Source organism: Marinomonas sp. IMCC 4694 (genome assembly GCF_008122525.1).
Classification (GTDB): domain Bacteria; phylum Pseudomonadota; class Gammaproteobacteria; order Pseudomonadales; family Marinomonadaceae; genus Marinomonas.
Window position 1 is genome coordinate 3,304,753 of record NZ_VSRV01000001.1, and the last position, 13,298, is coordinate 3,318,050.

Genomic DNA, 13,298 nt, shown 5'->3' on the forward strand with positions numbered 1-13,298 from the left:
TTTTATATTAATTGAACGCTGTATTGCATTGGTCAATACTATGCTTACTAAGATAGGTTGTCTTAACTCTTTTTCAATGCATAAACGCCTATTGTGTTAATAGTTCCTTCATTTTTTAACGCAATGGATTGGCGATAACCCCTTTAAGCGAGTATTTATGGTGATGAAATCTTTTCGTGGCAAAACACCACAACTAGGCGACCGTGTTTGGGTCGATGACAGCGCAGTGATTATTGGCGATGTGACCATTGGTGAAGACAGTTCCGTCTGGCCTTTGGTGGCCATTCGTGGCGACATGCATCGTATTCGTATTGGTGCTCGCACCAGCATTCAAGACAATTCCTGCTTGCACATTACCCATGCCAGCACTTACAAACCCGAAGGTCACCCTTTGGAAATTGGCGACGACGTAACTGTCGGTCATATGGCGATGTTGCATGGTTGCACCATTGGCAGCCGAGTTTTAGTTGGCATGGGCACAACAATTTTGGACGGCGCGGTGATTGAAGATGAAGTCATCATAGGCGCAGGTTCTTTGGTACCACCTGGTAAACGTTTAGAAACAGGCTTTATGTACATGGGCTCTCCGGTAAAACAAATCCGCCCATTGAACGACAAAGAAACCGAATACTTCCAATACGCAGGACTGAACTACGTCAAACTCAAAGACGAATACCTTGCGGAAGCACACGCTCAAGACACCCAAAAATAACACCACCAAAGTGTAAGATAGCCAACGGGAACGCCGTCTAACTATCTGATACCCTGCGAGGCATAAATGACGAACATGAACCTCGCTGTTGAGATGGAACCTTCAGCAGCAAGCCACGTCTTTCATGACACGGCTTTTATCGATGAGTTGCGCCTGCAAATGTTGAAATTTGCCACCCTGCAGGTGCGAGACAGCCAGTTAGCGGAAGACGCCGTACAAGAAGCCATGCTATCGGCGTATCAAAACATTGATCGTTTTGCTCGCCAAGCCGCGTTTAAGACTTGGGTGTTTTCCATATTAAAAAATAAGATTATCGATTTGTTACGCAAAGAAAAGCGTCACACGGCAGCCAGCCAACTAGAAGAGGGCCCGAATCTAAGCGGCGACGCGCTCATTGAACATTTGTTCGAGGAAAACGGCCATTGGCAAAAAGACGAGCGCCCAAAAAAATGGGATCAACCGGATCACGGTGTAGAAAACGCGCATTTTTGGAAAGTTTTTGATGCTTGCTTGAATGCGCTGCCTGCCAAGTACGGTCGATTATTTATGATGCGCGAGTTTCTTGAAATGGACACCAGCGAAATTTGCCATAATGAAGACGTATCCGTCAGTAGTCTGAATGTCACCTTGTACCGCGCGCGTTTGCGTTTACGAGAGTGCCTAGAAGACCACTGGTTTCAAAAGGAGAACGCCACATGATGAAGTGCAAACAAGCGACTCAGATGCTATCGGAAAAACTGGATCGCCCATTAAGCGCAAAAGAGAAAATTGCCCTGGCAATGCACACGGCGATTTGCACACCGTGTCGCCAATTTGGCAAGCAAATGGAAGACATTCGCGCTATGTCAAAGTCATACGCAAAGACAAAAGAGTCCAACAAGGACTAACGCAGGCGTTTAAACGGCAGAGTGTAAGCCACCAAAAACAACATCGCCGCGCACACTACGACACTTGGCCCCGTTGGTGTGTCCCAACGATAGGACGCCCATAGGCCACCGCACACAGACAAGCAGCCGATGACACTCGCAATTGACGCCATTTGTACCGGTGTTTGCGATAATTTACGAGCCGTGGCGGCTGGAATAATCATCAAAGACGTGATTAGCAATACACCGACAATTTTCATCGCCACCGCAATCACCAAAGCCACCAGCAACATCAATAACAGACGAATCGCCTCAACAGGATACCCTTCCACTTTTGCCAGTTCTTCGTTCACCGTCACGGCCAGCAGCGGCTTCCAAAATACCACCAATAAGGCAATCACCGTCACGCCGCCACCATAAATCCAATACACATCGGCTTGACTGATCGCCAGCAAATCCCCAAACAAATACGCCATCAAATCAATGCGAATATTATCGAGGAAGCTCACCGCCACTAAGCCCAGTGACAGCGCCGAATGCGCCAAAATCCCCAGTAAAGTATCGGTCGCGATAATGTGTTTCTTCTGCAAAGTGACTAACACCAAGGCTAGACCAACACATAAAACAATAATCGCAAGATTCAAATTGATGTCTAATAAAAAGCCCAAGGCCACACCCAACAGCGCCGAATGCGCCAACGTATCGCCAAAATACGCCATGCGTCGCCACACCACAAACGCCCCTAACGGCCCTGCGACAGACGCCACTCCCAATCCGCCTAACAAGGCTCTGAGCAAAAGATCTAACATGGTATTACCAACTCCAAAACAGGGCTAAATCAAGACACACTTAATGATGATGACAATGGGAATTATCGTGGGCATGTGCATCGCCCTCGTCCACTAAAATGCTGCCGTGTTCGTCATGAACATGATCGTGCTGATGGGCATAAATCGCGATGGATTCGTCAGCACCAGGTACACCAAACAAAGCCTGATACGCAGGGTGCCCAGTAACATGTTGTGGGCTACCCGAACAACAGACATGTTGATTGATACACACCACGGTGTCTGTCTTCGCCATCACCAAATGCAAATCGTGAGACACCATCAACACACCACAATTTAGCTCGTTACGAATGCTTTCGATCAGGTTATACAGCTCCACTTGGCCATTCACATCCACGCCTTGCACAGGCTCATCCAATACCAATAAATTCGGCTTATTCAACAAGGCCCGCGCCAACAACACTCGCTGCGTTTCGCCGCCAGACAACACATGCACTTGCGACTGCAACAAATGCCCAATGCCAACCTTTTCGAGGGTTGGCAGAATTTGACGTTTATCCACACCGCGTACCAACGCCAAGAAATGCTTCACCGTTAATGGCAAGGTTGGATCGATGTGCAGCTTTTGCGGCATGTAGCCAATGCGCAGCGTTTTGTGACGAACCACCTTGCCAGACGTCGCTTCTTGCAAACCGAGCAAGGTACGAATCAGCGTGCTTTTGCCGCTGCCATTCGGGCCAATCAGGGTCACAATTTCACCTTCGCTGATGGTCATATCAATGCTTTCCAACAAAACGCGTCCATCAAACGCAATGCCTATTTTTTCAAAGGCAACCAAGCGCTTATTCATGCATTTTCTCCCACCGCTTTGGCCTTACATTTCGCGCACAGCCCCGTTAGCTCAATGGTTTCTGCACGCAGTTCAAAGCCCTGTTGAGCGGCCTTTTCGATCAGCGCCGCGTGAATGTCTTGGTAATCAAATTCCATGACATTGCGGCATTCATCGCAAATTAAGAAATAGCCTTTGTGAACCTTATCCGCGTGAGCGCAGCCAAGGTACGCGTTCATCGATTCCACCTTGTGAACCAAGCCCGCCGCCAACAAAAAATCCAACGCACGATACACAGTAGGAGGCGCCGAGTTAAAGCCTTCTTCGGCTAATTTTGCCAATAGCTGATAGGCGCCAAGAGGGCGATGACTTTCCCAAATCAACTCCAATGCTCGACGGCGTACTTTTGTTAGGCGCTGCCCTTGCTGAATACACAGCGTTTCTGCGGTGGCCAACGCCGTATCAATACAATGATCATGATCGTGGCGTACATCATGTTCATTGTGGTGTAAATCTTGTTTAGCCATTAAAATGCCCTCCCAGCGTTACTCAGATAACTCCAAATCATGGAAACACTGATAATGATCAAAGCCGTGGCCGCAAAAAAGCCAAACGCACGAGAAACACGTTGTCGCCAAATTTGATGCTCATTGCTTAATGACAAACTGGTATCACGTATAAACACGCTGACTCCCGCTAAAATAGCGACCGTAATCGCGGTCCCCAAAGCCATTGCAAAAGTAGCGACAACCCCCCACCAGAAAATGCCGGTACTCAGAGAAAACAACAAAACTAAAATGGCCCCCGTACAAGGCCGAATACCCACAGCGCCCACCATCGCCCAAATACTGCGTCGCGCGGTTTTCGTTTCCTCTTCATGATGCGCACAACAAGCATGGTCGTGGCTATGTTCATGACCGTGGCTATGTTCATGAGAATCGTCATGAGAGTGATCATGGCCGCAGCCAGATTCCCCTCGCAGCAAACGCACTAAAATCCAAACCCCAATCAAGCCAACGGCCGCAAAACTGGTCATTTCAAAAAAACGACTGATTTGCATGGCCTTACCGGCTAATGAGAAAATCTGACTCAAAACCAGAATGACCACGATCGCCATTACCGCTTGCACACCCGCGCACGCAAACGACAAACTGACACCGCGACGCAAAGGCGCTTTGCTCGCAAGCATATACGCCGAAATGACCGCTTTGCCGTGACCTGGACCCGCTGCATGAAACACACCGTAAAAAAAGCTGGTAGAAATTAATCCCCACAACAGTACAGGGCTGCCTTCTTTACTTATGGAACGTACTAAAGACACCAACTCACGGTGAAAAGTCGCCTGCTGAGACATAATCCAGCGGATAAACTCTTGATAGACTGACATTTCAAATGCCGCATAAGCAGGATTGTAAAGCAATGAGAATGACAGTAAAAAGAAAGCGACGTATTTCGCCATAATTGGCTCTCACTCAAAGTTGGATATAATTTTGTTATGGTATAACAATTAAATCCTAAGGAGAAGCCAAGGTGAAAAAACGCCACATTGGATGGAATAATCTAGGGACGAAATTTCTCAGCGCTAATTTGGTAAAGTATAAAAGCCTTAAGATGCGAGCTGAGGCTGTAAAAATCCCATCACCCCACTCATAAAGATTTGTGCCGCCATCGCAGCCAAAATCAATCCGGTAATTTTAGACAATACGTTTAGACCGGTTCGGCCAAGTATTTTTTCGATCAAGGAGCCGGAATACAAAATAATCGCCAAAGTGCCCAGGGCAAGCAACAACCCCATCAGGCCGATGAACAAATCCCAGCCTTGCAGCTCAGCACCGTAGACTAAAATGGTACCAATCGTCGCAGGGCCAATAATCGTCGGTACGGCCAATGGCACAACCGACACATCGTCGCGCTCTTCGCTGGGCATGCCCACCGCATGGTTTCGTGTGCCGTCGCGTACCAAGCTTAATGCTGACATAAACAGCAGAATCCCAGATCCAATACGGAAAGAATCCAACGTAATACCCAGCACAGCAAACAGACTGCCACCAAAAAACAACAACACAAGAGCAATCGCCACGGACGCAATAATGGCTTTATTCGCAACCTGTTTACGTGTCGCAGCGGTCTCTCCACGCGTTAACGCAAGAAACATAGACAACACAAAAAAAGGCGCAAATAGGAAAAAGAACTTAATCCAAGTCGAAATCAATAAACTCATATAGGACAACCAAAGAAGCACTCAACAACGCGATCAGCGCTGACTCAATGCGAGTTTTACACCAAAGCCCACCAGCAATACGCCAGTTAAGCCATCCAACGCTTGCGCCACTTTTGGTCGCGCCAGCCAGACTCGCGCTTTATGAACCATCAGCGCCAGAAACGTTTGCCACACCATCGCTATGATAAAGTGAAGGGAGGCCATAAAAAGAGATTGCGCCAAAGCCGAATGGCTTGGATCAATAAATTGCGGCAAAAATGCCATATAAAAAATAATCGGTTTTGGGTTCAATACATTCGACAAAATGCCCTGACGAAAGCCGCCCCACGCGGTTAAGATTTTCGTTGAGCTCGCATCTTGAAACGTCATACCAATGGGCTTCATCGCACTGCGAATGGCTTGCACACCCAAATACACCAAATACGCCGCCCCCACTAATTTGAACGCCGTAAACAAGCCTGCTGAACCCAGCAAGATCACCGACAACCCCAGTGCCGATACTGTCGCGTGAGCAAACAGCCCCATGCAAATGCCCAAACTGGTCAAAAAGCCCAACCGCCACCCGCCCGACGCGGCGTTGCGCATCACAATGATTGTGTCCACACCCGGACTCATGGTCAGCACGGTAATCGCCGCCAAAAAAGGTAACCATTGGAAATGCTCTAACATTAACATTTGCTTCTCATCCTGACACTATAACGACTTAAGACCGGCAGGTCAGATCGACCCAAACTGCCACGGAGGTTTCAGTAGCTTCACGCTCCATCGGCGTACAGGTTTCCGATAACGCGCCTGTCAACCACACCAAACCTTCTTCTAACGGCTCCATGGCAAAATACAATTCATCGTCACCAAACGCCATACTTAACGTGGAGGTTTCTAAATTTACGGCGGCGGGCAATTCAATGCCTAAACGCACCCAGAGCATTTGATCACGGATGCGCACATCGTCAACATGCACACCTTTTGGCACTAAATCAGCGCCATCTAACTTGAGCTTGATGAAGTAACCGTATTGGTCGAAACTTTGCAGCACCTCGATCATGTCGAGTTTTTCTTGCCCGGTGAATTCCCCGTCGCCGTTGAGGTCGTATTCCGCAACCAAACTGGTCGAAGTGAAAAGGTCCAACTCCCAAGTCGCTTCCAAATGCGCCACATTGGCTTGATTGACGGTCACGCGATATTGCGAATCCACCCACACATGAGGGTGTGCCATGACCGATTCAGCAAATAAAGCCGTTATGCACAAACACAACAAAAAACGCTTCACACTCTCCATAAAGACTGTCTCGCTATAGTGATGGCCCCAAACTCGGTGTGAAGCGTACTCTTGCTTCTAAAATACGCTGAAACTCCAGCGGGTCATGCTGTTGTGCCAAACGAACAGGATCGTGCTTGGCACCATGCCAGGCTTCTAAACGCGATAACCAAAACCGCAACGCCGCAATGCGCAACATATAAGGCCACGCTAACGCTTCTTCTGGCGTCGCGTCGCGCTCATGCAAATACGCTTTTAATAAGGCTCGGTATTTGGCGTGATCTAACTCACCGGTGGCCATGTCTGAACACCAGTCGTTCACTACAATGGCCAAATCGTACATGGCCCACGAATGACAAGCGTTATAAAAGTCAATGATCGCCGACAGTTTGTTGCCTTCAAACAGGGTGTTGTTGTAGAACAAATCCCCATGAATGGTGGTTTTGGGCAAGTCGTCGTGTTCAGCAATAAAGGCATCAAATTCAGCAATTTGCGACAGCAACAATTCAGCTTGCGCCGGCTCCAGTTCGGCTTTGATCGCTTGGCTGGTTTTGTGCCACCACGCCACACCACGGTGACTGTCGCGATGCTCGGGGAAATCTTCACCGGCCATGTGCAACTTCGCCAGCGCCTCGCCCATTAATCGGCAAGAGGTCACGTCGGTACTTTTTAGCTCGCCGCCGGGGAAACAGTCGACAATGATCGCGGGGCGGCCATTTACTTCGCGCAAACGCTCGCCATGAATATCGATCAAGGCCGCAGGTACATTGAAGCCCTTGTGTTTTAAATGCGCGACCACATCCAAAAAATAAGGCACTTCTTCCAGCTCAAACTCTTCGAACAAAGTCACCACATACTTGCCTGTCGTCGTGGTTAGAAAGTAATTGGTGTTTTCAACGCCACCAGAAATACCTTGGAACGAGATCAGTTCACCTAAATAATAATCGGCCACTAAGGCCCGCATGTCAGAGTCTGAAAGGGATGTGTAAACTGCCAAGTTGTGCTACCTAATTGATGATCAAAAAATGACGCAAATAATAAAACGCCTATGCTCCACAATAAGCGACAAAAGGTCAATTCGAACCGTCTTAATTTTACCGTCATCATGTCTTAATGACGAAAATCAATGCCGAATTAAGACTGAAAAAATCCTCGTTAATGCTTAGAATAGACGCCAATAATCGCCGATTCATAAAGAGGTTCTATTTTGGCTACGGATTCAACGATACAAACTCCCATGATCTTGGTAGACGGCTCGTCTTACCTTTACCGAGCTTTTCATGCGATTCCACCGATGCACACCAGCGATGGTCACCCAACCAACGCCACGCGCGGTGTGATCAGCATGATCCGCAGCCTAATCAAAACCTACCCAGATTCCCCCATGGTGATCATTTTCGACGCCAAGGGCAAAACCTTCCGCGATGAGATCTACAGCGAATACAAAGCGCACCGTCCGCCCATGCCCGACGACCTTCGTCCGCAAATTGAGCCAATCCATCGAATGGTCGAAGCCATGGGCTTGCCTCTGGTCATCATTGATGGCGTGGAAGCCGACGACGTGATCGGCACCATCGCCAAACAAGTGGGCGAAGCAGGCCGCGAGGTCGTCGTTTCCACCGGCGACAAAGACATGGCGCAACTGGTTACCGACAAAGTTACGCTGGTGAACACCATGAACAACACCGTCATGGACATTCAAGGCGTGAAAGACAAATTTGGCATTCCGCCCGAACTCATCATCGATTACCTTGCGCTCATGGGCGACAAAGTCGACAACATTCCGGGCGTACCAGGCGTAGGCGAAAAAACCGCGCTTGCCTTATTGCAAGGTTTGGGCAGCATCAAAGACATTTACACACGTCTCGATGACATCGCCGCCTTGGGCTTTCGTGGTTCGAAAACCCTGAAGCAAAAAATGGAAGACAACAAAGACATGGCCGAGCTGTCTTACACCTTGGCGACCATCAAATGCGACGTGGAATTGCCCTTTAACTCTCTTGAGCTAAAAAACGGCGAAGCCAACAAAGAAGTGCTGAAAGAATGGTTCGCCAAAATGGAATTCAAAACCTGGCTGAGCGATTTAGATAAAGCGCCCAGTGTTGAAGACGCCAGTGATACCGTCGCGAACAACGATGGCCAAGCGGCCGCGCCCGTTGCGTCCAACATCGAAGCGAACTACGAAACTGTACTCGACAAAGCCTCGTTCAATACGTGGCTAACCACTATCCAAACCGCTGAACTGACGGCCTTCGACACCGAAACCACCAGCCTAAACTACATGGCAGCGGAACTGGTTGGCGTGTCGTTCTCGGTAGAAGCTGGCACAGCCGCGTATGTGCCATTTGCCCATGACTACGAAGGCGCGCCAGAACAGCTCGATCGCGCTTGGGTGCTCGAACAGCTCAAACCTTGGTTGGAAGACGACAGCAAAGCCAAAGTTGGCCAACATCTAAAATACGACGCCAACGTGCTCAACAACTACGACATTACCTTGCGTGGCATCGCGTACGACACCATGCTGGAATCGTACGTGTACAATTCCGTCAGCTCGCGTCACGACATGGACACACTGGCGAAAAAATTCCTCGACCACACTTGTGTTAGCTTTGAAGAATTGGCAGGCAAAGGCAAAAAGCAAAAAACCTTCAATGAAATCGACCTTGAACAAGCCGCCTTTTACGCCGCCGAAGACGCCGACATCACCTTGCGCCTTCACCAAGCCATTTGGCCTCAAGTCGAACAAACACCGGAACTCGTCAGTATTTTCAAAGACATCGAATGCCCGTTGATTCCTGTCTTGGCGAAAATGGAACAAACCGGCGCCTTGATCGACCCAGAATTATTGCATATTCAAAGCAGCGAAATCGCTGGCAAGCTGCAAGAGCTGGAAATCAAAGCCCACGAAGAAGCCGGTGAAAGCTTCAATCTCAGCTCACCAAAACAACTGCAAGTCATCTTGTTCGAGAAACAAGGCTTGCCGATCATCAAGAAAACGCCAAAAGGCCAGCCGTCGACCGCGGAACCTATCTTGCAAGAACTGGCATTGGAGCACGAACTGCCACGCTTGATCATGGAACATCGTACTTTGTCTAAGTTGAAATCGACTTACACCGACAAACTGCCAGAAATGATCCAGAAAACCGGCCGTATTCATACGTCTTACCATCAAGCCATCACTGCCACGGGCCGTTTATCATCGACCGATCCGAACTTGCAAAACATCCCGATTCGTAGCGCCGAAGGCCGTCGCATTCGCCAAGCCTTTATCGCGCCAACCGGTTACAAACTGCTCGCGGCCGATTACTCACAAGTGGAACTGCGCATCATGGCGCATTTGTCACAAGACAAAGGCCTGCTTGATGCTTTTACCAAAGACGCTGATGTGCACAAAGCCACCGCCGCAGAAGTGTTTGACGTCAGCCTAGACGAGGTCACCAGCGAACAACGCCGCCGCGCCAAAGCCATCAACTTCGGCCTGATCTACGGCATGTCGGCGTTTGGCCTAGCGAAGCAACTTGGCATTAGCCGCCCAGAAGCCGCGAAATACATACAGCGCTACTTCGAACGGTACCCCGGCGTGCAGCAATACATGGAAAACACCCGCGAAAGCGCGAAAGAAAAAGGCTACGTCGAAACCATCTACGGCCGCCGCTTGTACCTGCCCGACATCAAAGCGAAAAACGCCATGATGCGCCAAGCCGCCGAACGCACCGCGATCAACGCCCCAATGCAAGGCTCCGCCGCCGACATCATCAAACGTGCCATGATCAAGATGCACCACTGGCTCGCCGACACCGACCTAGACGTAAAAATGATCCTGCAAGTACACGATGAACTCATCTTCGAAGTGGCTGAGAAAGATTTAGAGGCTGCGCAGGCAAAGATTGTCGATATCATGCAGAATAGTAGTCAGATTGATGTGCCACTGCTTGTTGAGGCTGGGGTTGGAGACAACTGGGACGAGGCACATTAAGATAAGCGCTACTCTAGTTTAAAAATACAGAAAGGCTTTTGAGTCATCAAAGGCCTTTTTATTACCAATAAAAACCTCTTGCAATATACAAAGCTTGTCCTGCGTCCCGAGACACAGGACAAGAGGCTTTATAATACTATGAAAAGTCAAGATATAGGTTTGCTATTAAAGCTGATTTCTCTCGAACACCAAGAGAACTCGTCCTCACAAGATAGAGGTATATTCACATGGCCTCACGACTGGCGAGACTGGGAAGGCCATAGCGATAATATTGGTCAGCACACATTCTTTCCAACAATAGGCAGTGAATTCCGTGATTATGCCTACACTACTCGTAACCTCGAAGCAGAAACAGGCATAAGCAAAACTCAGATCAGCGAATCGCTAAGACGCAGCATAGACATTGGCTTAGCTAAAAAAGATCGACAATTTGGCGTGCCGAGGGCCAATAAAAAAGCCCTATTTGAGTTTATTATTTCAGGCATTAAGTATGTTTTTCCTGCCAAGCACGGCGAAGTCACTAGAGGTATAGGAACATCGTTCGCCGCGCCTATTTTACAAAACGATATTATAAGTTCGGGAGAGCTTATTCCTGTGTGGCCAGATGCAAGAGGTACAAATAAAGGACAAGCTGTTGAGCCTTTATTTAAGTCCGTCACTCGGGCTATAAGAAAAGATCCAGACATGTATGCCATGCTCGCCTTAATCGACGCCATACGATTAGGCAATGCGCGAGAAGCCAACATAGCAAAGGACAAGCTAAAGTCTTTTTTGGAGTAAGCAATGAGCGCAAGAGATGTCCAAAAAGAAATGCTAAAGCAAGTCGCCTTAGCATTAGATGAGTTAAGGGAAACGGTAACCTTTGTCGGCGGCTGCACGACAGCCTTACTGATGAATTTACCGTTGAGCAAGTAAGGCATACCGAAGATGTCGATCTGATTGTTAGCGTAATGGGCTATGTCGAATACAATAAACTAACGGATCAACTTAAATCACACGGTTTCATAGAAGCATCTAGGCTCGAGGAAGATTGGCCTATGTGCGCAATGAAGCTAGGCGACCTACGAGTAGACATTATGCCCGACGATGAAACGATTGATGGTTTTAGTAGAGCCTTTCTTGGTTTTAGTAATCCTTGGTATAAATACGCAATGGAATCCGCCATTGATTACAAATTAGATGAAACACTCATAATCAACGTAGTCAATTCCATCGCTTTTGTTGCAACCAAGCTTGAAGCCTACAAATGCCGAGGCAAGCAAGACCCATTGGCAAGCCAAGATATCGAAGACCTTCTCAATCTAATTGATGGTAGAGAAAGCCTAGCTACTGAAATCCAAAACGCACCAGAAGACGTTAAAGCCTACATAGCCCAAGAGATTCAAATACTGATGAAAATTAACGACTTTGGTTATGCCGTGCAAAACATAACAAACGGTAATCAAGATCGGGAAGACATAATCTACGAACGTTTAACGGCCATTTCATAATAAGGCATGCAATATGGATATTGATTGGTTTAGCCGACAAGGAAATACTCGCAAGAGCAACAACGATGCTGTCGCGATAGGTGTAAAAAATAACAAGCTGATCATTGTTATAATGGATGCAGCCGAAAAAGGCATCAATCCAATCGCTTTTTCAAAACACTGGACAACATCACTGACTCATACTTTTCTCAATAACCCCGACCTTCACTCAGAAATTGAAGCGACTCAGCTTTTAAGAGAAAGACATAAAATATTAAGAGAGCAACACTTCCGACTCGAAGTCGGAGTTTTTCAAGGCATTTAAACGCTTAGAAAGCCGTCTACCAACGCCCCAAACATCATCAACCGGGACTAATGCGAGCAATCGAGCTGTAGATACTAACTTAAAAAAGAAATATAGAGCGTTAAGTAAACGACTTTACCATTTGTTTAAACAAAAAATTTGGGGCGAGGCGACTCATAAAATGTAACTGCTTGGAAGCTCCTGCTGCAATCTCGACCTTTCCTGTTTGCATCCCGTTGATCAATTCATCGATGACAGCAGAGGGAGCCATTTTTTTAAAATGCCCAGTATTCATACCCTCTGCCATAGGAGTATCTGTGATCGGTGGTAAAAGTTCAAACACTTGAATTCCATGCGGTTTTAATTGGTGGCGTAGGGCTTGCGCACTATGATGGATCAATGCTTTGCTACCTGAATACGCAGGGGTAGCAAAGTATGATACATAGGCCAGGCCAGAGCTAACAAATACTATGGCAGGCGCTTTACTTTGTTTTAAGAGGGGTAAAGCTGCATGAGTTAGCTGTAAAGGCGCAATGGCATTAATCTCAATTTCAGTTTGAATCTTGGTAGCTGTATCTAGATCATTGGCAAAGTCATAGGCAAACATCACACCAGCGCAATTCACTAATATATCGAGTCGACCATGATTTTTGCTGATGGTATTAAGCATCGACTGACATTGCTCAGGACTGGAAATGTCACATATGACTGAATCAACCCCCATTGTGCTCGCCGCTTGAGCAAGCTTTTCTTTGTTTCGACCACAAATAATGACCGTATTTCCCATATTCTTAAAGCGCTCCGCCATAGTCGCTCCAATGCCAGATGCACCGCCAGTGATTAGGACGATATTGTTGGTTAGTTTCATAGGTTCT

18 protein-coding genes are annotated in these 13,298 nt (G+C 47.8%); 8 read left to right on the top strand and 10 right to left on the bottom strand.

Going from position 1 to position 13,298, the window contains the following annotated elements; all coding sequences use genetic code 11:
- Positions 1-157: 157 nt before the first annotated feature.
- The 3 genes from FXV75_RS15210 (at position 158) to FXV75_RS15220 (ending at position 1,599) form a co-directional block, all read left to right on the top strand.
- Complete coding sequence (locus FXV75_RS15210; protein ID WP_148834742.1) at positions 158-712, top strand: gamma carbonic anhydrase family protein; 555 nt, start codon at positions 158-160, stop codon at positions 710-712.
- 66 nt (positions 713-778) lie between these two features.
- A complete protein-coding gene (locus FXV75_RS15215; RefSeq protein ID WP_148834744.1) occupies positions 779-1,411 on the top strand; it encodes an RNA polymerase factor sigma-70 in 633 nt (210 codons plus the stop codon).
- Positions 1,408-1,599, top strand: coding sequence for a zf-HC2 domain-containing protein (locus tag FXV75_RS15220; protein WP_148834746.1), 192 nt, complete (start codon positions 1,408-1,410; stop codon positions 1,597-1,599). The genes FXV75_RS15215 and FXV75_RS15220 overlap by 4 nt, the downstream gene beginning before the upstream one ends.
- Here FXV75_RS15220 and znuB read toward each other — a convergent pair.
- The 8 genes from znuB to FXV75_RS15260 form a co-directional block, all read right to left on the bottom strand.
- Positions 1,596-2,387 (bottom strand): zinc ABC transporter permease subunit ZnuB, encoded by a 792-nt coding sequence (gene znuB, locus FXV75_RS15225; RefSeq protein WP_148834748.1) that lies wholly within the window; start codon positions 2,385-2,387, stop codon positions 1,596-1,598. The genes FXV75_RS15220 and znuB overlap by 4 nt on opposite strands.
- A gap of 40 nt (positions 2,388-2,427) precedes the next feature.
- Positions 2,428-3,216, bottom strand: coding sequence for a zinc ABC transporter ATP-binding protein ZnuC (gene znuC, locus FXV75_RS15230; RefSeq protein ID WP_148834750.1), 789 nt, complete (start codon positions 3,214-3,216; stop codon positions 2,428-2,430).
- Entirely contained in the window at positions 3,213-3,722 is a 510-nt protein-coding gene (locus tag FXV75_RS15235) for a Fur family transcriptional regulator (RefSeq protein ID WP_148834752.1), read from the bottom strand. Before FXV75_RS15235 ends, znuC begins: the two co-directional genes overlap by 4 nt.
- Entirely contained in the window at positions 3,722-4,654 is a 933-nt protein-coding gene (locus FXV75_RS15240) for a nickel/cobalt transporter (RefSeq protein WP_148834754.1), read from the bottom strand. The genes FXV75_RS15235 and FXV75_RS15240 overlap by 1 nt, the downstream gene beginning before the upstream one ends.
- Before the next feature lie 147 nt (positions 4,655-4,801).
- Positions 4,802-5,416 carry a MarC family protein gene (locus FXV75_RS15245; RefSeq protein WP_148834756.1) on the bottom strand — a complete coding sequence of 205 codons (615 nt, stop codon included), beginning with the start codon at positions 5,414-5,416 and terminating at the stop codon, positions 4,802-4,804.
- A 33-nt stretch (positions 5,417-5,449) separates the two neighbouring features.
- Positions 5,450-6,085: a LysE family translocator gene (locus tag FXV75_RS15250; RefSeq protein WP_148835466.1), complete on the bottom strand. Its 636-nt coding sequence runs from the start codon at positions 6,083-6,085 to the stop codon at positions 5,450-5,452.
- A gap of 34 nt (positions 6,086-6,119) precedes the next feature.
- Positions 6,120-6,686 carry a DUF1007 family protein gene (locus FXV75_RS15255; RefSeq protein WP_262368573.1) on the bottom strand — a complete coding sequence of 189 codons (567 nt, stop codon included), beginning with the start codon at positions 6,684-6,686 and terminating at the stop codon, positions 6,120-6,122.
- A 22-nt stretch (positions 6,687-6,708) separates the two neighbouring features.
- Positions 6,709-7,671, bottom strand: coding sequence for a homoserine kinase (locus tag FXV75_RS15260; protein WP_148834760.1), 963 nt, complete (start codon positions 7,669-7,671; stop codon positions 6,709-6,711).
- A gap of 240 nt (positions 7,672-7,911) precedes the next feature.
- Here FXV75_RS15260 and polA point away from each other — a divergent pair, with 240 nt between their 5' ends.
- The 5 genes from polA (at position 7,912) to FXV75_RS15280 (ending at position 12,444) form a co-directional block, all read left to right on the top strand.
- Positions 7,912-10,650 (top strand): DNA polymerase I, encoded by a 2,739-nt coding sequence (polA, locus tag FXV75_RS15265; RefSeq protein WP_148835468.1) that lies wholly within the window; start codon positions 7,912-7,914, stop codon positions 10,648-10,650.
- A 138-nt stretch (positions 10,651-10,788) separates the two neighbouring features.
- Complete coding sequence (locus FXV75_RS15270; protein ID WP_148834762.1) at positions 10,789-11,430, top strand: hypothetical protein; 642 nt, start codon at positions 10,789-10,791, stop codon at positions 11,428-11,430.
- A 3-nt stretch (positions 11,431-11,433) separates the two neighbouring features.
- Positions 11,434-11,565, top strand: coding sequence for a hypothetical protein (locus FXV75_RS16585; RefSeq protein ID WP_262368574.1), 132 nt, complete (start codon positions 11,434-11,436; stop codon positions 11,563-11,565).
- A gap of 122 nt (positions 11,566-11,687) precedes the next feature.
- A complete protein-coding gene (locus FXV75_RS16475) occupies positions 11,688-12,140 on the top strand; it encodes a hypothetical protein (RefSeq protein ID WP_222863147.1) in 453 nt (150 codons plus the stop codon).
- A gap of 13 nt (positions 12,141-12,153) precedes the next feature.
- Entirely contained in the window at positions 12,154-12,444 is a 291-nt protein-coding gene (locus FXV75_RS15280; RefSeq protein WP_148834764.1) for a hypothetical protein, read from the top strand.
- Here the strand turns inward: FXV75_RS15280 and FXV75_RS16735 are convergent.
- The gene (locus tag FXV75_RS16735) at positions 12,394-12,504 is read right to left on the bottom strand and encodes a hypothetical protein (RefSeq protein ID WP_410428247.1); all 111 of its coding nucleotides are present in this window, start codon (positions 12,502-12,504) and stop codon (positions 12,394-12,396) included. The genes FXV75_RS15280 and FXV75_RS16735 overlap by 51 nt on opposite strands.
- A 40-nt stretch (positions 12,505-12,544) precedes the next feature.
- Positions 12,545-13,291: an SDR family oxidoreductase gene (locus tag FXV75_RS15290; protein WP_148834766.1), complete on the bottom strand. Its 747-nt coding sequence runs from the start codon at positions 13,289-13,291 to the stop codon at positions 12,545-12,547.
- Positions 13,292-13,298 lie beyond the last annotated feature (7 nt).

Coding starts and splice junctions, on each gene's coding strand:
- FXV75_RS15210 (WP_148834742.1), top strand. CDS start 158: ATGGTGATGAAATCTTTTCGTGGCAAAACACCACAACTAGGCGACCGT.
- FXV75_RS15215 (WP_148834744.1), top strand. CDS start 779: ATGACGAACATGAACCTCGCTGTTGAGATGGAACCTTCAGCAGCAAGC.
- FXV75_RS15220 (WP_148834746.1), top strand. CDS start 1,408: ATGATGAAGTGCAAACAAGCGACTCAGATGCTATCGGAAAAACTGGAT.
- znuB (WP_148834748.1), bottom strand. CDS start 2,387: ATGTTAGATCTTTTGCTCAGAGCCTTGTTAGGCGGATTGGGAGTGGCG.
- znuC (WP_148834750.1), bottom strand. CDS start 3,216: ATGAATAAGCGCTTGGTTGCCTTTGAAAAAATAGGCATTGCGTTTGAT.
- FXV75_RS15235 (WP_148834752.1), bottom strand. CDS start 3,722: ATGGCTAAACAAGATTTACACCACAATGAACATGATGTACGCCACGAT.
- FXV75_RS15240 (WP_148834754.1), bottom strand. CDS start 4,654: ATGGCGAAATACGTCGCTTTCTTTTTACTGTCATTCTCATTGCTTTAC.
- FXV75_RS15245 (WP_148834756.1), bottom strand. CDS start 5,416: ATGAGTTTATTGATTTCGACTTGGATTAAGTTCTTTTTCCTATTTGCG.
- FXV75_RS15250 (WP_148835466.1), bottom strand. CDS start 6,085: ATGTTAGAGCATTTCCAATGGTTACCTTTTTTGGCGGCGATTACCGTG.
- polA (WP_148835468.1), top strand. CDS start 7,912: ATGATCTTGGTAGACGGCTCGTCTTACCTTTACCGAGCTTTTCATGCG.
- FXV75_RS15270 (WP_148834762.1), top strand. CDS start 10,789: ATGAAAAGTCAAGATATAGGTTTGCTATTAAAGCTGATTTCTCTCGAA.
- FXV75_RS16585 (WP_262368574.1), top strand. CDS start 11,434: ATGAGCGCAAGAGATGTCCAAAAAGAAATGCTAAAGCAAGTCGCCTTA.
- FXV75_RS16475 (WP_222863147.1), top strand. CDS start 11,688: ATGTGCGCAATGAAGCTAGGCGACCTACGAGTAGACATTATGCCCGAC.
- FXV75_RS15280 (WP_148834764.1), top strand. CDS start 12,154: ATGGATATTGATTGGTTTAGCCGACAAGGAAATACTCGCAAGAGCAAC.
- FXV75_RS15290 (WP_148834766.1), bottom strand. CDS start 13,291: ATGAAACTAACCAACAATATCGTCCTAATCACTGGCGGTGCATCTGGC.